Origin of the sequence: Paenibacillus borealis (genome assembly GCF_000758665.1) — a bacterium.
In the GTDB taxonomy this organism is placed as follows: Bacteria; Bacillota; Bacilli; order Paenibacillales; family Paenibacillaceae; genus Paenibacillus_AQ; species Paenibacillus_AQ borealis.
In genome coordinates, this window is sequence record NZ_CP009285.1 from 6,078,065 (window position 1) to 6,098,410 (window position 20,346).

Sequence of the window (20,346 nt, forward strand, 5' to 3'; positions counted from 1 at the left end):
TCTTTAAGTACAGAGGATATCCGATGCTAAGGCGAATGTACAATAGAAAGAAGTGAATCCGGCAATTACAAAAAGTAAAGTCTGCCCCTGTTCGCAGAAAAGCCCCGGGTGAATGCAATGATTGCACCCGCCCGGGGCAAAGCTGTTTCAGGCATACATCCGTTTGATCTCCTCTACCAGCTCCTGGCTGATCCGGCTCATGGAAGCCTGATTACGGCGGGTCAGAATGCCAAGGGAAGGCCCCTCCATCAGATCCGCTACATCCTTCACCACTGTACCCGGGATCGGCGGCATTACCGCCACTTCCGGCGCAAGCGCAATGCCCAGCTTCGATTGGACGAAGTATTTGATCACGGTGATGCCCGCTACTTCTATACTGCTCTGGCGCAGCTTACCTATATGCTTGGTAATCATCTCTTCAATCCGGATGCGGAAGGCGCAGGAGCCGGGGGTGAACAGGAATTTCTCATCCTTCAGGTCTTTAAGATGAAGGTCCTCCCGCCCGGCCAGCGGATGATCATCCGGCACGATCAGCTTGAAGGTCTCTTTGAGCAGCGGGTAGAACTCCAGCTCCAGATGCGGATCGGGCTGGTTGCACAAGACCAGATCAAGCCTGTCCTCCAGCAGCATGCCGGCCAGCTCTCTCGTTGTACCGATCGTCACCTTGGTCTGCACCTTCGTCTTCTGCCGGGTGAAGGATGCCAGAATATCAGGCAGGCGTTTGCTGGCCGACGGCTCAGAAGCGCCGACACGGATAAGGCCGGTGTCCCCTTGAATGAAGTCAACCAGCGCGACGTTCAGATCATCGTATTCCTGCAGCAGCGCCCCTGCCCTCTCATGGAACAGGCGGCCCGCTGTCGTCAGTGTAATGGTCTTACCCCGCTCAAACAGCTTGACACCAAGCTCTTCCTCCAGTTTTTTGATCTGAATCGTAATGGTGGGCTGTGAGTACTGCAGCGCCTCCGCCGCCCGTTGAAAATTGCCGAGCTTCACGATGGTTTGAAAGGTTTTGATAAGTCGAATTTCCAAGAACGTCACACCTCCCAATCACAACGATTTACTATTTATAAACCGAAGCTTTATATATTTCAATTATACAACTCGTTGCTTTTCCCCTATTATAGCAGACAAGCTATTAAATAATCCAAGCGGATTACAATGAATTAAAAAAACCCATAAAAAGTGAGGCCTCTATTATGAATAACCTAAGCAGCTCAGTTCCGGAAAGCAACAACAGCCTGTATACCCGCCACACCCCGAGCTTCTCCGCCAAGCTGTTCGCATACTCTCCCGAAGGCTTCAAGGCATTCGGCGAATTCAACAAGCAGGCTCTTGCAGCCGGAGTGCTGACTGTGAAGACTAAGGAGCTGATTGCAGTTGCCGTATCGCATATCACCGGATGCCCTTACTGCATCGAAGCCCACATCGGCAAGTCCAAGTCCGAGCAAACCACCTTCGAGGAAATCTTCGAATCGGTGACTGTCGCCGCTGCGGTCAAAGCCCACTCCGCCTTCTTCAACGCTTCGAACGCGCTGAAGGCGTTCCAGGGCAGCACGGACGCCGATCTCTTCCCCCTCTCCAATATCGAACTGGTTGACAAGCTTGAGGAAGTGAACGGGGACCTTTACAACGGGTTCCACGAATTCCTGCAGATTTCACTGCGCAGCGGAAGTATCCCGGAGAAAGAGAAGCTGCTGATTGCGGTCGGAGCCGCGCTCGTCGAAGGCAGCGCGTATTCCATCGAAATCTTCACCCGCCGCGCCAAGGAGGCGGGCATTACCCTAGAAGAGCTGGCCGAGACAACCCTTGTGGCCACCGTGCTCAAAGCCGGCTCCGCTATGGCCCACCGCGTAAACGCACTGCAGGCCTATGAGAGAGAATAAACAGTGTCCGCACCCGGACAGAGAGGGATGGTTCCTATGACAGAGCAAAATAATCGTGAAGAATGGCCGGAGGGTCTGGCGGAGCAGCTCGTTGCCTGGCGGCGGCATCTCCACCGCCATCCCGAGCTCTCCTTCCAGGAGGAGAACACTGCCCGCTTCGTTACAGACACGCTCGCAAGCTTCGGCAGCCTTGAGCTCAGCCACCCGACACCGACCAGCGTCGTCGCACGGCTGACCGGCGCGAAGCCGGGCAAGACGCTTGCTCTGCGTGCAGATATGGACGCCCTGCCGATTCTGGAGGAGAACGAATTCGAGTTCGCTTCGGGCAAACCGGGCGTCATGCACGCGTGTGGCCATGATGGCCATACAGCCATGCTGCTTGCTGCGGCCCGGCTGCTTACAGAGCGGCGGGACAAGCTGCACGGCGAGATCCGCTTCATCTTCCAGCATGCCGAGGAGCTGCCGCCGGGCGGTGCCATTGAGCTGGTCGGGGCGGGGGTGATGGACGGTGTAGATTGGGTATTTGGCGAACATCTGGCCTCCCAGCTGCCGGTCGGACAGATTGGCATAGCCTACGGCGATATGGCCGCTTCACCGGACAATTTCACCATTGTAATCAAAGGCTACGGCGGCCATGCCGGCTTCCCCCACCGGGCTGTCGACACCATCGCGGTCGGCGCCCAGATCGTGGCGAACGTGCAGCATATTGTCTCCCGCTACACGAATCCCCTGGACCGGTTAGTTGTCTCTGTGACTCAGTTCACTGCCGGAGCATCCCACAATGTCATACCGGACACGGCCATTCTCAAAGGCACGGTCCGCAGCTTCGGAGAGCAGGTCCGCCGGGATGCGCGTGAACAATTACTGCGCATTGTGCAGGGCATTACGGCGGCGCATGGCGCTGAGTTCGAATTCGATTACGTCCTCGGCTATGAGCCGGTCGTTAACGATGAAGCGCTCACCCGGATCCTTGAAGAAGCTGCGGGTGAGCTGGTCGGGCAGAGTGCCGTCATCCATACACCTCCTGGCATGAGCGGTGAGGATTTCTCCGCCTATCAGCAGAAGGTGCCCGGCACGTTCGTCAACATCGGCGCCGGCAACCCGGATAAAGGCATTGTATTCCCCCATCACCATCCGAAATTCACTTTCGATGAATCCGCACTGGAAACCGGTGTCCGGTTGTTCGTAAGGGTGGCGGACAAGCTGCTGGACTGGGATTCCTAGCCGTAATCCTCTCAGACTTTAGTTTTATTGATGTCATCCATTAAAAGGATTCAATATACATCTTTAATAAAATCATATATATTTAATTTTAATATATTAAATCCGATTATACTAATTGGATTAATAAAGTTTAGACAAAAGACTAAGGGGAGAAACCAGATGAATAAGCTATACCGCCATTCTATTTTAGTACTGCTGCTTGTCTCGCTGCTCGCCGTATACGGCTGCTCTTCGGGCAACGGCAATAACAATGCAGCCTCAGGCGCGGATGCCAGCGCTCCCGGAACGGCTGAGCCGGCCCCGGAGAACCTGGCGTCAGAGCTGCGCTTCCCGCTCGCCCAGCAGGTGCCGACGCTGGACCCGCACTTGTCGCTTAATACCAATGTGTATGTAACGCTGAATATTTTTGAAGGGCTGTTCGCCTTCGATGCCAATTTCAATCCGGTTCCGATGCTGGCCGAATCCTACGACCTGAGCGAGGACGGCAAGACCTATACCTTCCATCTGCGTCAGGGTGTCAAGTTCCACAACGGCAAAGAGATGAAGGCGGAGGATGTGGCCGCTTCCCTCAACCGCTGGAAGTCACTGACCGGCCGTGCGCAAGCCTCGCTGGGAGAATCAGAGTTTACGATAAAAGATGATTACACCGTCGGGCTTGCGCTGAGCGAGCCCCGCAACGATATTATCTCTCAATTAAGCCATGTGCTTAACAATGCCGCGATCTTGCCTAAGGAAGTCGTAGACGCAGCCGGTCCGGACGGCGTGAAGGAATACATCGGTACCGGCCCGTTCAAGCTCGTCGAATGGAAGCAGGACCAGTACGTACATGTTGCGAAGTTCGATGACTATCAATCCGTCGACACCCCTGCTTCCGGGCTCTCCGGCAAGAAGGAAGCCTATCTCCAGGATATCTATTTCGATATCGTCACAGACAGCGCGACACGGTTCTCTTCGTTCCTCGCGGGCACTTACGATTACGTTGATGTTACACTGGACAATCTGCCGCAGGTTGAAGGCCTTGAAGGTGTGAAGGTGAATAAGAACCTCGGATCGGATATCAATCTCGTGTTCAATAAGAAGTCCCCGCTGTTCTCGAACATCAAATACCGCGAAGCGGTAGCCGCCGTGCTGGACGCCGACGAAATTCTGCTTGGAACAGTGAATTCTCCGGATTTGTACCGCCTCAATCCGAGCTACATGTATCCGGAGAATACGACCTGGTACAGCGAAGCCGGCAAGGAGAACTATAATCAGAAGAATCCGGATAAGGCGAAGCAGCTGCTTCAAGAAGCCGGCTACAGCGGACAGGAAGTATCCTTGCTTACGACCAAAGAGCTCGGCGGCTCCTTCTATAACGCAACAATCGTCCTTCAGAAGGAACTGGAAGCCATCGGTGTGAAGACCAAGCTGGATATCAACGACTTCGCAACCCTGCTGAAAAAACGCGCTGACCCGAACGCCTGGGACATCTATGTTGGACTGTTCACCATGCCGTCCACCCCTTCCCAGCTGCTCTACCTGAATCCGACCTACGGCTTCGCTGAAGATGCTAAGCTCGCTGAGCTGACCAAGCAGCTGACCGCAGCCTCCACAACGGAGGAGATTAAGGCAGCCAACGATGCGCTGCAGCAATACGAGTGGGAATATCTCGCCGCCGTTAAGATCGGTGACACCTACTCCCAGAGTGCAACACGTGACAAGCTGTCAGGATTGACCACGCTGGCAGGCTATCCAAACCTGGCAAATACGAAACTGTCCCAATAAAGCAAACAGGAGCCGCATGAATCCCTTAGGGAGTGCATGCGGCCCTTGTCCTTCATTACCCGCCTGGAAGGAGGCTCCATTCTTGGCATTTTACATCACAAGACGGCTGCTGGCCATGATTCCTGTACTCTTCGTCCTGTCCGTGATCGTCTTCCTCATCATCTATCTGATCCCCGGTGATCCGGCTGCCGTCATGCTTGGCGATGGCGCCAGTCCGGAAACGATTGAGGCGCTGCGTGAGCAAATGGGTCTGAACCTGCCTCTTCTCCCGCAATATCTGCGGTGGATCGGACATACGCTGCAAGGCGAGCTTGGCGACTCCTTCTTCATGAGGCAGCCTGTCCGCACAGCGCTGGCCGAGCATCTGGGTCCGACCTTCTCGCTTGCATTGCTGGCAGAGCTTATCGCCATCGTCATCGCGGTTCCCCTCGGTGTTCGTGCGGCCTCCAGAAGAGGAGAGCTTGCGGACAAGGCGTTGACAGGATTTTCACTGTTTGGCATCACGGTTCCCGGGTTCGTACTCAGCATGTTCACAGTGCTGCTTTTTTCCGTACAACTTAAATGGCTTCCCGTGTCCGGCTACAAGCCGCTCTCTGACGGCCTGATAACACACCTGAAGTATCTAATCCTGCCGGCACTCTCGCTCGGCATTGTCCAAGCCGCCTTGCTGGCAAGAGTTACCCGCTCCTCGATGCTTGAGGTGTTGAACGAAGGCTTCGTCAAGACGGCGCTTGCCAAAGGCGTCAGCGAGCAGGGCATCGTATACCGTCACGTCCTGCGCAATGCGCTGCTGCCGATTCTGACGGTAATTGGCGGATCATTTGGCGCTCTGCTTGCCGGAGCAGCCGTCATTGAATCCATCTTTAATATCCCCGGTATGGGACAATTGCTTGTCAACTCGGTACAGCGAAGGGATTACGCGGTTATCCAAGGGGTTATCCTGTTCGTCGCCTTCGCTTATGTAATGGTCAATCTCGTCGTGGATCTGCTCTGCACGATCGTCGACCCGAGGGTCAGACTCAAATAACGGAGGGAAAGGAGAACTATTGCTAATGCCCCTATTGGACATAAAGGCGGATGAATTGGCTGCCCGCAGGCTCCGCCTGAAGCAGGAGAACCGCAAACTGTTCGTGCGGAGATTCCTGGTCAACAAGGCCGCGGTCATCGGCAGCGTGCTCATTGCACTGGTCGCTGCCGTTTCGCTGTTCGCGCCATGGATTGCAAGCGGCGATCCCTACGCCATCGACGTCGTCAACCGCCTTAAGGCTCCAAGCGCCGCATATCCGTTCGGTACGGACAACTTTGGCCGCGACCTGCTGACACGGGTCGTATACGGAACGCGGATGTCGGCCGAAGTCGGCTTCGCGGTCGCGCTTGGCTCGTCGGCAATCGGTCTCGTCATTGGCCTGTACGCCGGCTATTTCAAATGGCTGGATCAGATTCTGATGCGCGTGATGGATGGCCTATTCGCTTTTCCGGCTGTGCTGCTGGCGATAGCAATGATGGCCGCGCTAGGGCCGAGCGTCGGCAATCTGATCCTCTGCCTCATCATCGTCTTCGTCCCTTCCATTGCCCGGATCGTCCGTTCCTCGGTGCTGACTGCCAAGGAGACGACCTATATTGAAGCAATGCATACCTTGGGCGCGTCACACAACCGGATAATCTGGAAGCATATTCTGCCCGGCTCCCTGTCCACGCTTATTGTTCAAGGCTCCTTCATCTTTGCCGAGGCAATTATCGTGGAGGCGGCGCTCAGCTTCCTTGGTGCAGGCATTCCCGCTCCGACGCCAAGTCTCGGAAACCTGCTGTCGGACGGCAAGCTGTATATTTACAACTCGTCATGGATGACCCTCTTTCCCGGCCTTGCCCTTGTCCTCGTCGTGCTCGCGATGAACCTGTTCGGCGACGGACTGCGGGATCTGCTCGATCCCCATGCCCGCCGTTCGTTGACCAAACGCTTGGTCCAACCGCTGAAACAGCGTCCTGTTCCGTTTCAAGCGGGTTCCGCCGCGGCGGATGAGCCGCTTCTGCAGATTAGAGAGCTTAAGACTCAGCTCCATACGGAACGCGGCCGGGTACCGGCAGTGGATGGAGTATCGTTCGAGGTGGGCAAAGGAGAGGTCGTAGGAATCGTCGGGGAATCCGGGTGCGGCAAAAGCGCCACTGCCCAGTCCGTACTGCGGCTATTCGACGAGAAAAGGCTTGCTGGCTACGAAGGGGAGATTCGCTACAACGGCATTGACCTGCTTAAGCTCACCCCTAAACAGATGCGCAGTGTCCGCGGCAATGAAATCTCTATGATCTTTCAGGACCCGCTCAGCTCGCTGAACCCGGTTCACACCATCGGAGAGCAGATCGTCGAGACGCTGCGGCTGCACCGGCCCATTGGCAAAAAAGAAGCCTGGACGAAGGCCGTAGAGCTGCTGCGGCTAACCGGTATTCCTGCTCCCGAACGGAGAGCACGCGAATATCCCCATCAGCTCTCAGGCGGCATGCGCCAACGCGTCATGATTGCCATCGCTCTTGCCTGCGAGCCGCAGCTGCTCATTGCCGATGAGCCGACGACAGCACTGGACGTAACCATTCAAGCGCAGATTCTGGAGCTGATCTTAGACCTTAACCGCAGAATGGGCATGAGCGTCATGCTCATCACCCATGACCTCGGCGTCGTGGCCGAAGCCTGCAGCCGGGTCGTTGTCATGTACCTTGGCCAGGTGGTCGAGAGCGGCAACGTCCGGACCCTGTTCGAGAAGCCGCTTCACCCTTACACGATCGGGCTGATGCAGTCGGTTCCCCGACTGGACGGAGACCGCTCACAAGAGCTGGCTGCCGTGCCGGGAAGTGTCCCCGCCCTTGATCAGCTTCCGCAAGGCTGCCGGTTCGCGCCGCGCTGCTTCTATGCGGATGACAAGTGCCGGTCCGCTATGCCTGAACTTGCTGCTCTGCAGGGCAGCGATACCCTGGTCAGATGCTGGCATGCCGGCAAGCTGAGCGGAATGGAGGCCTAACAGATGATAACAACAACGCTAAAACACAAGGAGCTAGCGGCCGAGCCGCTTCTGCGGGTCAACAACCTGAAGAAATATTACTCCGCCGCAAATCAGGCAGGCTTCCGCCATTCCGTGGTCAAGGCCGTCGACGGTGTCTCCTTTGACCTTCGGGAAGGTGAGACGTACGGACTGGTCGGGGAATCCGGCTGCGGCAAGAGCACGCTTGGCAAATCGCTGCTCCGATTGACAGAGCCTACAGAGGGAGAAGCGGTCTATCAGGGGGTCGATCTGTTCAAGCAGCCGCGCAAAGCATTTCAGACCTACCGCCGTGAGCTGCAGATGGTGTTCCAGGACCCCTTCTCCTCTCTGAATCCCCGCCAGATTATCGGCCAGGCACTGGAGGAGGCACTGGCCATTCACCGCATCGGTACGCCAAAAGAGCGGACCCTGCATGCGATGGAGATGCTCCACACCGTTGGCTTGCAGATGGAGCACTATTACCGGCTGCCCCACGAGCTGTCCGGCGGACAGCGGCAGCGGATTGGCCTTGCCCGGGCGCTCATCCTTAATCCGCGGATCGTCATCTGTGACGAGCCCGTATCCGCACTCGATGTCATTATCCAATCGCAGATCATTAACCTGATGCGCCGGCTGCAGGCCGAGCTGAAGCTCACTTATCTGTTCATCGCCCACGACATTGCTGTCGTCCGGCACATCTCAGACCGCATCGGGATTATGTACCTTGGCAAGCTGGTTGAGGAGGCGGATACAGACAGCCTGTTCGCGAACCCGCTCCATCCGTACACACAAGTCCTGCTCTCGGCTGTCCCCGTACCGGACCCGGCAGCACGGCGCCAGCGCATCATTCTGGAGGGCGACCTTCCTTCACCGCTGGACCCGCCCTCCGGCTGCGCCTTCCATACCCGCTGTCCGTACGCCATGGACCGGTGCCGCACCGAGACACCGGTCCAGAGGGAAGCGGCCGAGGGCCATTTTGCCGCATGCCATTTGATTTAGAGCCATCCTCCAACCCAATCACCAGGAAAGGCAGGAATTAACATGAAAAAGATCCATCTCGGCGTATTCGAGGTCAACAGTGTCAACCATCTTACCCAGGGGATCTGGGCACATCCTGACCAGCAGCGCGTCCATTACAGCAAGATTGAGTACTGGAAGAATATCGCCCAGCTGCTGGAGAGAGGCAAGTTCGACTTCATGTTCTTCGCCGATACGTACGGCTACCCGAAGCAGCGGACGGAGATGGCCTTCCGGGAGGCAACCGGGTTGCCCGGAAATGACCCGATGATGCTTATTCCCGCGCTCGCCATGGTTACCAAGAATCTGGCATTCACCATGACGACCTCGACCAGCTACGAAGCCCCCTACTCGAATGCGCGTCGCTTCTCCTCGCTTGACCATGTTACAAACGGCCGGATTGGCTGGAATGTCGTGACCACCAGCAACAAGTCTGCTGCTGATCTGTTCGGGCGCGAGGAGCTGTTCCTGCCCCATGACGAGCGTTATGATATGGCGGATGAATATATGAGCCTCAGCTACAAGCTGTTCGAGGGCAGCTGGGAGGATGATGCCGTGCTGATCGACCGCGAGAACCGCGTATTCACTGACCCGGCCAAAGTGCACAAAATCGTTCATGAAGGCAAATACTTCAAGCTTACCGGCTATCACGGGACCGAGCCTTCCCCGCAGCGGACACCGGTTATCTTTCAGGCGGGCAGCTCGAACCGGGGCCGCGCCTTCGCTGCCAAGCATGCCGAGGGCATCTTCCTGAAAGCGCCGACCATTGAAGTACTGCGGGATCAGATCAGCGACATCCGCCGCAGAGCTGCCGAATATGGCCGAGACCCTTCGGCCGTTAAAGTATTCACGGGTCTGTCGGTTGTCGTCGGGCGGACCAGGGAGGAAGCCGAGCGCAAGCATGCGGAGTACCTCTCCTATCAGAGCAAAGAAGCGACGCTGTCCAGCTATGCCAATGTCACAGGCATCGACCTGACCCGGCTCGATCCCGATTCCTATTTCGAGAATATTCACACCGAGATGGGTCAGACCCATACCGACCGGTTCACCAAGCACAGCAAGACGAAAAAGACTGTCCGTGAGGTAACAGAAGATTTCCTGGAGAAAGGCTTCCGCGGCTTGACCGTGATTGGCACCCCCGAAGAAGTAGCCGACAAAATGCAATACTGGGTCGAAGAGACTGACCTCGACGGCTTCAATCTGGAGCCTTACATTCTGCCGGCTTCCTATGAGGACTTCATCGATCTGGTCGTCCCGGTATTGCAGCGCCGGGGGTTTTTCAAAGAGGAATATGAGGAAGGCACCTTCAGGGAGCGGCTATTCGGAAAAGGTGCCTCCCGCCTGCCTGATCACCATCCGGGCGCTGAGTTCCGTGACCCCTCGCGGCTAACGCAGGAATAGAAGCTGACCCGGATCGGTAAGAGCGGAGGCGACGTGCCCTGCTTCTCGGTGTAGGAGCGAGCTTGCACATTCATAAATCGAGCCGGAGGTGGCCTATGCCCCTCCGGCTCGATTCTTTTATCTCTATGAACAGAAACCTTGTTCCCTCTGATTGTCTTACACGGAAGACCTGTGTTCTGACCGTTCAAGGTCTTTTTAGATAATTCAGAAACGTCCAAGTCCGTGGCATACACCTCATTTAAAAAACGTTTCATTATCCACGTTGAGCTATCTACCATTTACCTGAAAATATGTATTAACTAAAAAAGCGGCTTTATAGAGAAAAATATAAAATAAGTAACAGGACTGCAGAGGAAATATAAATTAAGATTTTCCTTTGAGTTGGCTTAAAGTATATATCAATTGAAGCCAACACTAACGCCGCTATAAAGCTAAGAATGAACAGTAGCTTGTTAGGAAAGATAATTGTTAAAAAGTTTAAAATATTTACAATGCCTATTAAAATTTTGAGTAAGTTCATAAAACAACCCCCTCCATTTCTAGCCAGTATTTGAAAAGTTATGTTTAGTCATCCTATTTCTATATAGACATATTACACTATTCCAATGAAATTAGTTTAAATAATATGTATTTTTCAAAAAATTACTTATATCATTAGTTCAAAAGTAAATTTCTAGAAAAAAAGGTCATCCAAATTATATTGGGTGACCTAAATAATGTGACTAAATAATTGAAGATGAATAATAATTAGAACTTCATTCTGGCCCCCATCCCGGAGTGTATGTCTCAACAGAAGTTGTGCCTAATAAATTTGTTCTGGCCTTGTCACTATATACGTAAGTATTATCCAACTCCGCTCTTGGTAGTGATGTACCAACAATATATTTAAAGTAGACATATACAGTATAGTAGACTGTCGTTACATTATTTAAATATATTAAATTTGCGAGAGCTGCCAGGAAACTTGCGGTTGCGCCAGGAATATACGCTCCAAGTGCAGCTATAATAGCTGCAATAGTAAGAGAGTAAATTTGACTGGAATATTGGTCTGTTCTGCTCCATTGCCATCCAGTTAACGGAGATGGATTGGAGTTAACTGTAAGTAACGAATCGTTTTTATTTCTGCTAACAACATTTATACTTGAAAGGTCTAGTTGAAAGGATTCATTTATAATTTGTTCATCAGAGGTTGTTGTAGTAATTTCTACTGTTCCATCGGTTTTGATATTCGTAATTTTATTTTCATCCAGTTGGTAATCGCCTTGATTGTCTTTTTTATAAATTTGACTGTGTACCTCTTTTAAATCAGTACTGATCTGTTCAATAATTTTAAAAGACTCACCATTCTCATCGAAAGTATATTCATAATTATCAAAGTTATCATTAATGATTTGAAGATTGGAGCGAGAAGGGGCAATGTTTTCAGCATCTTGTATAGAGGAACTCGCATAAGTAGTTCCTGCACTTAAATTCACAAATAATAGACTTGTAGACAAAACTACTGCTGTAAATGCTTTGAAAGATTTAAGCACCATCTAATATTCCTCCTTTTATTTTCATTTCCGTGATAAAACTTCGAGAAATAAAATTAAACAGCTATGTAAACTCGGATTTAAAATAATAAATGCCCATATCCAACCTCCTCAATAACCAAATTATGGTTTAATAGATCTCACTATATCACCAAAATTCAATTATGTAATAATAATTACAAAAAAGACATTTTTCTCCACAAAACTAGTATATAATACCTATGAGTTTAGTTGGTTTAAACGAATACAAGATCGATCCTCTTCATACGGCTATTGATCAAACGACAGGGGGCACGCATAAGCTAATCACTTACCCGTCTGCTCCCCCGTGAAACGGTTGGTCTAATGATGTAGTAATTGTACCAATGAATACCTATGTTTGAGACTTCCTTTTGCAAGCTCTGGCTTCAACGATGGACAGGCTGTGGCTGCGGCACCATCTGATTGCGTTCCATCAATGCCCACACTTGTTCTGCCAGCTCTGCTGCTGAGTACGGGGTAGCCCGGGTAACCAGCTGTTCAATCATACCCGTCATCGCCACCGCCAGAAATTGCACCAGTATTCCCTTGTCCATCTTGCGGTTAATCCCGCTCATATCCATCTGTTTGTCGAACCCCCGCAGCAGAACGGCCTGCAGACGGTTTCTGAACCCAGGAACCCCTTTGTTGGCGAGTGCCGCGGCATAGAAGGAAGCATGCTGATCCAGGTACTGGAACGTGTAGAGCAGAGCTGCCTCTGTAGGGAAAAGCGCCTGCTCGCCGCACGGCAGACAGCTGTCAATCAACTGGACAAAATGCGTCCTGATGCACTGATCCAGCAGATCGTATTTGTCGGTATAATGCAAATAAACGGTACCCCGGCTTACATCGGCCCGCTCGGCAATTTCGTTGATCGTGATTTGTTCGAAATTCTTCTCTGCAATCAGCAGGATAAAGGCCTCGATAATAGCTTCCCGCGATTTACGTATCCGTCTGTCCATAAACAGCTCCTTCTTGGCCCCGTTCTCTTGAGTTGAACACTTCTCCCGATTCTGTACAGTATTGAACGGATTCAGGAATTTCAGCAATTGATGCAGCCATACAGCATTGGTACGATCATTATATTGAACGTCTATTCGTAAATCAACAGATGTTCAAATATAGAGATCGGAGGCTTCTGTCATGAATGCTATTGTTATTCAAAATTACGGAAATCCCGGAGTGTTCACACAAATGGCGCTCACTTCCCCCGCCATTACCGATACCCAGGTGCTTATCGAGGTGTACGCCACAACTGCAAGCTCCGCAGACCAGCTGGTCCGCTCAGGCGCATTCAAGCAGGTGCAGCAGCTCCGGTTCCCGCATGTGCTGGGCGTTGAAGTAGCCGGAGTAGTGCGGCAAACTGGAAGCTATGTATCACAGCTGAAGGTTGGCGACCGCGTCATGGGACTCTCCAGATTGGGCGGCGGTTACGCGGACTTCGTAGCTCTGGAAGAGAACTCAGCCGTTGTCATTCCGCCCGGGCTTCCCTTCCAGGAAGCTGCCGCCCTGCCGGCTTCTGCACTGTCGGCCTGGCAATCCTTATTCCAGTATGGCAAGCTGGAATCCGGCCAGCGGATTCTGATTCATGCAGGCGCAGGCGGCGTAGGCCATCTGGCCGTTCAAATGGCCATACAACATGGCGCCTACGTCATTGCCACAGCCCGTGCGTATAATCATGAATTCGTGCGGCACCTCGGGGCAGACGAAGTCATTGACTACACGACGGCTGATTTTGCAGAAGCAGCCGGTACAGTAGATGCCGTGCTGGATATGGTGAGAGACACAGCTGTAGATTCTGATACCGGAATAGGATTAACCGAGCAGAAGAACATCCGGATTCTGCGGGACAACGGCAGGCTGATCTCCCTCGTAGACCCCTCGATCGCTGCTCACCCTAAGATTCGCGGCATCGAAGCCCAATTCGCCTATATAGAGCCAAACCGCAATGATCTGGCCTCCATCATCCACCAGGTCCGCGAGAATAAGCTTAAAGTCCATGTGGATGAAATTTTCCCGTTTACCGCACAGGGAATATCTGAAGCACATGATCATTATGATACCCGGAAGTTCCGGGGAAAGATCGTGATTGTTAGAGAGCGGGGATAAGATACAGATTAATCAATCCCAACACTTACCTCCTCAATCCTAAGTAGCCAAGCGCTATAATTGGATGAGGAGTTTTTTTATGTTCACATCATCCATGCCACTACAGACTCTAAGTTTAAAAACATGATTTTATGATTAATACAAAGACATTCCTTATATGGAGGTTGATTATATGTGTGGACGCTTTACCATCACGGTCTCGCTGGAAGAGTTAATAACTCATTACCTAATCGATGACAGCAAAATAGCCGTTTTGAAACCTAATTATAATGTTGCGCCTATGCATAATATCCCGGCAGTGATCGCCAGTGACGAGGGAAAACGTCTTGGGGAACTTCGCTGGGGGCTGGTGCCCTTCTGGGCCAAAGACGATAAGATCGGCAGTAAGATGATCAATGCCCGTGCGGAGACAGTCGCTGAGAAGCCCGCTTTTAAGCGGCTGCTCAAATCCAAGCGTTGTATTATACCCGCAGACGGATTTTACGAGTGGAAAAAGGACGGCACCAGCAAACAGCCCTACCGTATTCTTATGACAGATGGGAGCATTTTCTCTTTTGCTGGACTGTATGACACCTGGGAAGATCCGGAGGGAAAGAAAGTGAGCACCTGCACGATTATCACCACTACCCCGAACAGTCTGATGGCGGACATACATGACCGCATGCCGGTAATTCTCCGGCCGGAGGATGAAGCTGATTGGCTAGGGAGAGACAATGACGATGTGGAGTCCTTATTAAAACTGCAGAAGCCTTATGATGCAGCGAAAATGAGGGCTTATAAAGTTCCTTCTGCAGTAGGCAACGTACGAAACAACTCTAAGGAATTACTTGAAGACATCGGATAGAATGGAACATGGCTGATAACAAAAAATCCCTGCCGACCGGATGGGTTAGCAGGGATTCCACTTCTAGTTAATCCAAACTTATACGACAGATCCACTATAACTATTGATCCTTAACGAGCAGCTATATGGAAAAATTGTAAAACCAGAGACAGCTCCTCTTCATTCACCACATTGTTCGTTATTCTGTAGGTGATCTTCATGGGAGTTCCCTCGTCATTGCTCGACCACGATTCTGTAACCAATTTAACTGCCGGCTTCTTGGGAAAGGTCATTTCATCAATGGAATGCACGGAATCAAGTACCTTGTCCCCCTCATCCCCCGAAGGCTTATACTCCCTCAGGAAGGCCTCGACAATCTCTCCAGCATTCTCATACCCTGCCTCCGATCTGGGTAATCGGGTCACTAACTCATACCCTTCAATCATTTCACTTGAGTCCAGTTGGATTCGTTGTCTGAAATTCTGATCCCCCGCTGTCAATTCTTCATCCAGATTAATCATATTATCCGTTCCTTCAACATTAGCCAGGTTCAGCGCCGCAACCGCTTCATCCCGGGTCATAGCAAAAACTGCCCTATGCTCTTCTACTTTGCGGAACAGTACATCATAGGAAGCATCCTTTTGACAAGCAGCCGCCAGCAGCATAAACAAACCAAACATGATTATCATCAAAGATTTTCTGTTCATTCTTCTTCACCTTCTCCGACAAAAAGCATATTTATTATCCTAATTTCATGATTTGTAGAGGTTCACAGCATCCCCAGGAAATTAATATGAGAAGCTTGGATCTTGTTTACTGTCTCCAGAACAAAATCATCTACTTCAGCTTCCTTAATGTATGTAGGTTCATAATCAATGGGGACTTCATTATTGCAGTAGAACTGAATGATATTCTGGATTTGCTTAAAGGTTTGGCCTTCCGGAAAAAACGGCAAGTACTCCGGATATTGCTGGATATACTGAAAATCAGTCCAAAAAACATGCCCGCTGTTTAGCTTCAAATATTTAAAATCCAGCCAGTACCAGTCTCGCTTAACAAGTAGATTGTATTCGGGAGTGCCTATGACCGCTTGATGCACTTGCTCCTGCTGCTTTGTCCTGGTTAGCTTGACCCATTCCACATCGGTAATAAGGTGACAATAATACCCCAGATAATAGGAACCTTCACTCGAAGCAATATCATGATTTTGCAATTCATGCTGCTCAAAGAAATGCTCAGGCTGAATTCCCTGGCCGTCCTTAAAATGTGTAATCCGTTTGGGCGGAGCAATCTTACCTTCCTCATCGGCTAACCCGCAATCCGGGCCAATATTACCAACCACAAAGTCAACCTTGGATACCGGCAGTCCTCTCTTTATTAATTCTTCAGCAATCCTAAATGAGTAACCCATGTGGCCATTATTTACTCCTCCTGTCTATTTCCATAATTTACATTGTAACATAGCTTTTGAAGTTACTAAAAATGAATAATAACACAAGAAAAAACCTTGATATCTCAAGGTTTTCGTTGGATGGAGGATAGGAGGAGTATCGTATGGTTCTCAAGTGGTATTCATTTCAATTTAGCAATCTCTTCCTCCACAAGCTTCACTAACTCCGAAGCCTTCATGTTCAAAGCCTCAGCAAGAGACAGCAAGGAATTGAGGGTAGGCTGGTGAACACCACGTTCCAGCATAGATATGTAAGTTCGGTCAAGGTTACTTTGGAAGGCTAATTTCTCTTGGCTCATCTTTTGTTTCTTTCGAATTGTCCTTAGTACTAGCCCAAATATTTCTTCTGATTTCAAGGTAATACCTCTTTTAGATTCATTATCTAGTTGTCTTAACCATTCTTTCCACGTAGTATACTCTACAAAAAGTCAATTATTTATGTTTTGATTCATTTGAAGAAAAACTCTTACCCACCAAAAACTGCAAACCGAATGTGAAAATCATGAGTAAGTATAAAAAGCACTCTTAAGAGAGAAGAGGAAAAGTAATGAGGAGTCTTATAGAGCAGCTATATTATGGTGGCTTGCATCCAAAGGAGAAAGTTAAATCTAATGACCCGCAATATATTCAGTTAAGCCAGAAAACAATTGAAGCTATTGAATCTTGGAAAGACAGACTCTCTGAGGAGGAATTTAGCGAATTAGAAACGTTATTAGCCTTATATGCCCAAACTCATGACATGGAGTTAGCTTCTATTTTCAAATATGGGTTTCGCCTGGGAGCAGGCATCATGGTAGAGGTCTTAACCGGAGAAGAAGAGCTTGCCAGTAAGTTGAGCAGCTTCCCTGACAAATTCCATAAATAACAGAGTGAATCCTGTGTACATAACAATGTTCCAATACAATTTCCATTTGAATCTAATCCAAGAAAAACAAAAAAACCTTGATTTCTCAAGGTTCTCATTGTAGTGCCGAGGACGGGGGTCGAACCCGTACGGTACTCACGTACCGCAGGATTTTAAGTCCTGTGCGTCTGCCTGTTCCGCCACCCCGGCATGTTATGTGCGTGGTTAACGCGACAAGAAATATAATATCACGTATTATGGGGATACGCAACAAATAATTGCCATTAAATCTTCCTGTATATACAAACAGCCCGATCAGCCGAAACTGATACGGGCCATTTGCACTTCTTAATCCGCTTAGTGGCGTTCCCGCTCACCGCTTCTGCTGCGCATACCCACCAGCCCCAGCAAACCGAGCAGGCCGAGCCAGCCCCAGTTAGAGCCGTTATTATTATCAGTGGTGGTGCTCTGTGCCCGGTAGATGCCGGTTGGTGTAGTGTTGTTCAGCGGGGAGACGGAGCTGTTGTCTCCGGTACGGATTTTATCCTTCATGATTGTTTCAGTTTTATGCATGGTGCCTGTCGTCTGGTTCATCATGGTATTGCCTCGGCCGTTCGTCATCGGTGTGCTCCGGCCATCCATGTTCCCCATGTTGCCCATAGTGCCCATTCGGGTATCCGATGTTGTGCTGTTGGTAACGGGTGCCGTACTGCCCATGCCTGTCGTACCGGCCGCAGCGGATGTGTATCCGGCTCCGAGCAGACTCATGGATAATACTGTGCCGCATGCAAGGCTTGTAATCAGCTTGTTCAAGATGTTATGCCCCCTTGTGGTTGTGGTTTATCACTGATAATTTCCCCACACGGCGCATCATCTATGCAACGAAGATTATTCCTTTACGATGTTCACTGTCTTGCTCACAGGATCATAAGTTACCTTGGCTCCTAGCGCTTCCGCAATAGCACGTACAGGAGCATATGTGGTGACGTTATCCAGCACGCCGGTTGTGAGCTTCTGGCCGTTCAGAGTGATGTTTACTTTAATGTCGGTATTCACTTCCGGGTCACCTCCGTTAATCCGGCTTAATGCGTCCTTCACCTGCTGAACTGTGGGGTGCTTACCGGCCCGGAGCTCAGTGGTGGTAAGTCCGAAGCTCATCTGCAGATGAGAGTAGTCCTTGAAGGAACTCCAGTCCCCGCCCCACTCGAAACCGAGCTTCTTCGCCTCCTGTGCGACCTCCTGCCAATCCGCTACCTTGTCGCCGTCTCCGTCACGCTTCATATCCCAGGAAACGCTTTTGCCATCCGGAAGCAGAAGTGCGAAGTCAATCGCCAGGCCGTAATTGTGATAGCTGCTGCCGCCCCTGGCATTGGTGACAATAGCGCCTTTCTTGGTTCTCCCTTGTGCGTATAGTGCATTCTGTTCGGCAATGGTGCGCATTCCCTGGGTAATGAGAATCGGAATCCCCCTGGCATAACTCCGCCGGATCAGCTCTGTGGCGCCAGCCAGCAGCACCGGATGCAGATTGCCCAGCCACCCTGCTGATTTACTCTTTACTTGATCCAAAGTCAGCATATACTCACCCCCTGGTATAGTAAATGCCCGCTTTTGCCGCGTTGCTTGTACGCTTTCACTTCTGCATATGCCCATTTTCGACCGATCCGCCCTACATACAAATAAGACCCCAGGCAATCCTGAGGCCTTAATATATACGTGTAACCAAGCTTAGCTTAAACAGGCGCCAATAAGGATGAATTGCTGCACAACAGGCTACAATACTACAGAGAACCTGTAATCCTTAAATCCGCATGGAAAGGTGGACACCAATGGATATTCACAGTGACAGTTATAAGGTAGCTTCGCTTAGCGATCAGGAGGATGTTGTCGAAGTGATCCGCGAGGCCGAGTCGGCCATCGCCCGGATGACCGGGAATCCCGGAGTGACGCTGATTGCTTATGAAAAGACGGAAACCTCTGGGAGAAATTAACTGTTCCGCATGCTCCGGTCAGCATAGCCTGCTCACTCAGACGATGTAGGCCTCCACAATATCATCCACGTTCAGCCACTTCCATTCCTCCGCCCACTGCAGCTTGATTTCGCGCGAGTGGGTGTGAATGGAGGTCACAAATCCGCTAAGCAGCTTGTGCTCAAGAGGGTCAAACAACACTATCGTTACCCGCACATGGCTCCGCAGTGACAAGGCCAGCGTATGCTCAATCTCCTCCAGCTTGTGTTCATCCAGAACCGGCTTGACGCTCTGCCAGGTCTCCCGTTCACCTCTACTGATTACGCTCATCTGCTCCGGCAGTACTGTCCGGTTGCTGCTGTCCCACAGGTTATTGCCCTCCAGCTTCTTGCCCATTGCCGCTCCCCCAATCTATGGTCTGTATACAATACCGTAATCCGTTGTCCGTCCATGTACCGAACGTATGTTTGTATTATATCCGTGATCCGGCTTTTTAAGCAAGCAGAAATATATGTAAGACCACATCCTGGGAAGAACAACGCCGGACTCCGCCTCCACAGCAAAATAACCCCACAGCAGTGGGGCTAGCTTTGATTAAGTACTTATGATTACTTCAGTTTACTATGCGGGGATGAACACTTTAATTGGCTGTATTTCCTGCCGTGCTCTCTGTCGTCGCAGCACCCGTATCTGTCTTTGTAGCGGCATCCGCCTCTGACGGGTTCACAATTAAGCCCTCCGTACTTTCCTCAGGATCGATCAGTCCTGCGGCCACTCTGGCTTCATTCAGCTTGGAGATGCCGTACAGCATCGCTACATCCGCCTGCTGGTTCATGGCATTGAATTCCTCGGCAGTCACATCGGGGGAAACCGCACTTTTGGAGGCTTGCTCTTTAATCGAATAGGCACTTTCAAAAGCAATGATAGAATCCCTGAGCAGCGTCTGGATGGTTTCCGGCAGGCTCTTGGAAATCTTCACATCACTCACCTGATCGGCAATATCCGAGGCTGTATCCTGGAACTCGTCCACGGCCTTCTGCAGCTCCTTATCGGTCGCGTCTCCGGTTGAATAAGAAGTTAAGGTGGTGTTAAAGTTCTCCAGTGAGGATTTGCCCATTTCATCGAATTTTGACATTTCATTATAGAAGCTCTGAACTGTATCCTGCACTACTTCCTGCGAAGCAGGTTCTGCGCTGTTATTGCTGCAGGCACTTAGTACTACAACGATCATAAGTAATCCTGCAAAAAAGAATCGTCTCATATTTTATATCCCTCCACTTAACAGAATAATATCGAATTTTGTTAA

Annotated in this window: 21 protein-coding genes, 1 tRNA gene and 1 pseudogene; 12 read left to right on the forward strand and 11 right to left on the reverse strand. The window is 50.8% G+C overall.

Annotated features, from left to right (window positions below; translation table 11 throughout):
• Positions 1-147: 147 nt before the first annotated feature.
• Positions 148-1,029 carry a LysR family transcriptional regulator gene (locus PBOR_RS25770; RefSeq protein WP_042216599.1) on the reverse strand — a complete coding sequence of 294 codons (882 nt, stop codon included), beginning with the start codon at positions 1,027-1,029 and terminating at the stop codon, positions 148-150.
• A gap of 167 nt (positions 1,030-1,196) precedes the next feature.
• Here PBOR_RS25770 and PBOR_RS25775 point away from each other — a divergent pair, with 167 nt between their 5' ends.
• The 8 genes and pseudogenes from PBOR_RS25775 (at position 1,197) to PBOR_RS25805 (ending at position 10,297) form a co-directional block, all read left to right on the forward strand.
• The gene (locus tag PBOR_RS25775; RefSeq protein WP_052429639.1) at positions 1,197-1,883 is read left to right on the forward strand and encodes a carboxymuconolactone decarboxylase family protein; all 687 of its coding nucleotides are present in this window, start codon (positions 1,197-1,199) and stop codon (positions 1,881-1,883) included.
• A gap of 36 nt (positions 1,884-1,919) precedes the next feature.
• A complete protein-coding gene (locus tag PBOR_RS25780; RefSeq protein ID WP_042216601.1) occupies positions 1,920-3,107 on the forward strand; it encodes an amidohydrolase in 1,188 nt (395 codons plus the stop codon).
• Positions 3,108-3,266: 159 nt separating this feature from the next.
• Positions 3,267-4,871, forward strand: a complete 1,605-nt coding sequence (locus tag PBOR_RS25785; protein WP_042216602.1) for an ABC transporter substrate-binding protein — start codon at positions 3,267-3,269, stop codon at positions 4,869-4,871.
• Between the two features lie 82 nt (positions 4,872-4,953).
• A complete protein-coding gene (locus tag PBOR_RS25790; protein ID WP_099052492.1) occupies positions 4,954-5,898 on the forward strand; it encodes an ABC transporter permease in 945 nt (314 codons plus the stop codon).
• A 25-nt stretch (positions 5,899-5,923) separates the two neighbouring features.
• Positions 5,924-6,799: pseudogene (locus PBOR_RS38180) on the forward strand (ABC transporter permease); the annotation flags it as partial.
• Positions 6,800-6,841: 42 nt separating this feature from the next.
• The gene (locus PBOR_RS38185) at positions 6,842-7,879 is read left to right on the forward strand and encodes an ABC transporter ATP-binding protein (RefSeq protein WP_245648297.1); all 1,038 of its coding nucleotides are present in this window, start codon (positions 6,842-6,844) and stop codon (positions 7,877-7,879) included.
• A gap of 3 nt (positions 7,880-7,882) precedes the next feature.
• Positions 7,883-8,878 carry an ABC transporter ATP-binding protein gene (locus PBOR_RS25800; protein WP_042216604.1) on the forward strand — a complete coding sequence of 332 codons (996 nt, stop codon included), beginning with the start codon at positions 7,883-7,885 and terminating at the stop codon, positions 8,876-8,878.
• Between the two features lie 42 nt (positions 8,879-8,920).
• Positions 8,921-10,297, forward strand: a complete 1,377-nt coding sequence (locus PBOR_RS25805; protein ID WP_042216605.1) for an LLM class flavin-dependent oxidoreductase — start codon at positions 8,921-8,923, stop codon at positions 10,295-10,297.
• 755 nt (positions 10,298-11,052) lie between these two features.
• On the opposite strand, the gene PBOR_RS25815 is transcribed toward PBOR_RS25805, so the two are convergent.
• Together PBOR_RS25815 and PBOR_RS25820 are read right to left on the reverse strand one after the other, a co-directional pair.
• Positions 11,053-11,832: a hypothetical protein gene (locus tag PBOR_RS25815; RefSeq protein ID WP_042216607.1), complete on the reverse strand. Its 780-nt coding sequence runs from the start codon at positions 11,830-11,832 to the stop codon at positions 11,053-11,055.
• 404 nt (positions 11,833-12,236) lie between these two features.
• Positions 12,237-12,809, reverse strand: coding sequence for a TetR/AcrR family transcriptional regulator (locus PBOR_RS25820; RefSeq protein ID WP_042219954.1), 573 nt, complete (start codon positions 12,807-12,809; stop codon positions 12,237-12,239).
• Between the two features lie 181 nt (positions 12,810-12,990).
• Here PBOR_RS25820 and PBOR_RS25825 point away from each other — a divergent pair, with 181 nt between their 5' ends.
• Together PBOR_RS25825 and PBOR_RS25830 are read left to right on the forward strand one after the other, a co-directional pair.
• Positions 12,991-13,956: an NADP-dependent oxidoreductase gene (locus PBOR_RS25825; RefSeq protein WP_042216609.1), complete on the forward strand. Its 966-nt coding sequence runs from the start codon at positions 12,991-12,993 to the stop codon at positions 13,954-13,956.
• Between the two features lie 172 nt (positions 13,957-14,128).
• Positions 14,129-14,800 (forward strand): SOS response-associated peptidase, encoded by a 672-nt coding sequence (locus PBOR_RS25830; RefSeq protein ID WP_042216611.1) that lies wholly within the window; start codon positions 14,129-14,131, stop codon positions 14,798-14,800.
• A gap of 110 nt (positions 14,801-14,910) precedes the next feature.
• On the opposite strand, the gene PBOR_RS25835 is transcribed toward PBOR_RS25830, so the two are convergent.
• The 3 genes from PBOR_RS25835 to PBOR_RS25845 form a co-directional block, all read right to left on the reverse strand.
• A complete protein-coding gene (locus PBOR_RS25835; protein WP_042216613.1) occupies positions 14,911-15,486 on the reverse strand; it encodes a hypothetical protein in 576 nt (191 codons plus the stop codon).
• Positions 15,487-15,548: 62 nt separating this feature from the next.
• Positions 15,549-16,190 (reverse strand): hypothetical protein, encoded by a 642-nt coding sequence (locus PBOR_RS25840; RefSeq protein ID WP_042216615.1) that lies wholly within the window; start codon positions 16,188-16,190, stop codon positions 15,549-15,551.
• 161 nt (positions 16,191-16,351) lie between these two features.
• Complete coding sequence (locus PBOR_RS25845) at positions 16,352-16,585, reverse strand: helix-turn-helix domain-containing protein (RefSeq protein ID WP_042216617.1); 234 nt, start codon at positions 16,583-16,585, stop codon at positions 16,352-16,354.
• Between the two features lie 191 nt (positions 16,586-16,776).
• Here PBOR_RS25845 and PBOR_RS25850 point away from each other — a divergent pair, with 191 nt between their 5' ends.
• Entirely contained in the window at positions 16,777-17,094 is a 318-nt protein-coding gene (locus tag PBOR_RS25850) for a DUF6809 family protein (protein ID WP_042216619.1), read from the forward strand.
• 103 nt (positions 17,095-17,197) lie between these two features.
• Here the strand turns inward: PBOR_RS25850 and PBOR_RS25855 are convergent.
• From PBOR_RS25855 to PBOR_RS25865, 3 genes are all read right to left on the reverse strand, one after another.
• A tRNA-Leu gene (locus PBOR_RS25855) sits at positions 17,198-17,283 on the reverse strand.
• A 147-nt stretch (positions 17,284-17,430) separates the two neighbouring features.
• A complete protein-coding gene (locus PBOR_RS38190; RefSeq protein ID WP_042216621.1) occupies positions 17,431-17,886 on the reverse strand; it encodes a WGxxGxxG family protein in 456 nt (151 codons plus the stop codon).
• 75 nt (positions 17,887-17,961) lie between these two features.
• The gene (locus PBOR_RS25865) at positions 17,962-18,648 is read right to left on the reverse strand and encodes a M15 family metallopeptidase (protein WP_042216623.1); all 687 of its coding nucleotides are present in this window, start codon (positions 18,646-18,648) and stop codon (positions 17,962-17,964) included.
• A gap of 251 nt (positions 18,649-18,899) precedes the next feature.
• Between PBOR_RS25865 and PBOR_RS37490 the strand changes: the two genes are divergently transcribed.
• Positions 18,900-19,061 carry a hypothetical protein gene (locus PBOR_RS37490; protein WP_167549573.1) on the forward strand — a complete coding sequence of 54 codons (162 nt, stop codon included), beginning with the start codon at positions 18,900-18,902 and terminating at the stop codon, positions 19,059-19,061.
• A 36-nt stretch (positions 19,062-19,097) separates the two neighbouring features.
• On the opposite strand, the gene PBOR_RS25870 is transcribed toward PBOR_RS37490, so the two are convergent.
• Together PBOR_RS25870 and PBOR_RS25875 are read right to left on the reverse strand one after the other, a co-directional pair.
• Positions 19,098-19,436: a YolD-like family protein gene (locus PBOR_RS25870; protein WP_042216625.1), complete on the reverse strand. Its 339-nt coding sequence runs from the start codon at positions 19,434-19,436 to the stop codon at positions 19,098-19,100.
• Positions 19,437-19,680: 244 nt separating this feature from the next.
• The gene (locus tag PBOR_RS25875; RefSeq protein WP_157764127.1) at positions 19,681-20,301 is read right to left on the reverse strand and encodes a hypothetical protein; all 621 of its coding nucleotides are present in this window, start codon (positions 20,299-20,301) and stop codon (positions 19,681-19,683) included.
• Between the last annotated feature and the right edge of the window lie 45 nt (positions 20,302-20,346).

Excerpts from the sequence above, each read along its gene's own strand:
- PBOR_RS25850 (WP_042216619.1), top strand. The coding sequence starts at position 16,777 with ATGAGGAGTCTTATAGAGCAGCTATATTATGGTGGCTTGCATCCAAAG.
- PBOR_RS25775 (WP_052429639.1), top strand. The coding sequence starts at position 1,197 with ATGAATAACCTAAGCAGCTCAGTTCCGGAAAGCAACAACAGCCTGTAT.
- PBOR_RS25820 (WP_042219954.1), bottom strand. The coding sequence starts at position 12,809 with ATGGACAGACGGATACGTAAATCGCGGGAAGCTATTATCGAGGCCTTT.
- PBOR_RS25805 (WP_042216605.1), top strand. The coding sequence starts at position 8,921 with ATGAAAAAGATCCATCTCGGCGTATTCGAGGTCAACAGTGTCAACCAT.
- PBOR_RS25825 (WP_042216609.1), top strand. The coding sequence starts at position 12,991 with ATGAATGCTATTGTTATTCAAAATTACGGAAATCCCGGAGTGTTCACA.
- PBOR_RS25780 (WP_042216601.1), top strand. The coding sequence starts at position 1,920 with ATGACAGAGCAAAATAATCGTGAAGAATGGCCGGAGGGTCTGGCGGAG.
- PBOR_RS25815 (WP_042216607.1), bottom strand. The coding sequence starts at position 11,832 with ATGGTGCTTAAATCTTTCAAAGCATTTACAGCAGTAGTTTTGTCTACA.
- PBOR_RS25835 (WP_042216613.1), bottom strand. The coding sequence starts at position 15,486 with ATGAACAGAAAATCTTTGATGATAATCATGTTTGGTTTGTTTATGCTG.
- PBOR_RS25830 (WP_042216611.1), top strand. The coding sequence starts at position 14,129 with ATGTGTGGACGCTTTACCATCACGGTCTCGCTGGAAGAGTTAATAACT.
- PBOR_RS25870 (WP_042216625.1), bottom strand. The coding sequence starts at position 19,436 with ATGGGCAAGAAGCTGGAGGGCAATAACCTGTGGGACAGCAGCAACCGG.
- PBOR_RS37490 (WP_167549573.1), top strand. The coding sequence starts at position 18,900 with ATGGATATTCACAGTGACAGTTATAAGGTAGCTTCGCTTAGCGATCAG.
- PBOR_RS25785 (WP_042216602.1), top strand. The coding sequence starts at position 3,267 with ATGAATAAGCTATACCGCCATTCTATTTTAGTACTGCTGCTTGTCTCG.
- PBOR_RS25800 (WP_042216604.1), top strand. The coding sequence starts at position 7,883 with ATGATAACAACAACGCTAAAACACAAGGAGCTAGCGGCCGAGCCGCTT.
- PBOR_RS25865 (WP_042216623.1), bottom strand. The coding sequence starts at position 18,648 with ATGCTGACTTTGGATCAAGTAAAGAGTAAATCAGCAGGGTGGCTGGGC.
- PBOR_RS25875 (WP_157764127.1), bottom strand. The coding sequence starts at position 20,301 with ATGAGACGATTCTTTTTTGCAGGATTACTTATGATCGTTGTAGTACTA.
- PBOR_RS25840 (WP_042216615.1), bottom strand. The coding sequence starts at position 16,190 with ATGGGTTACTCATTTAGGATTGCTGAAGAATTAATAAAGAGAGGACTG.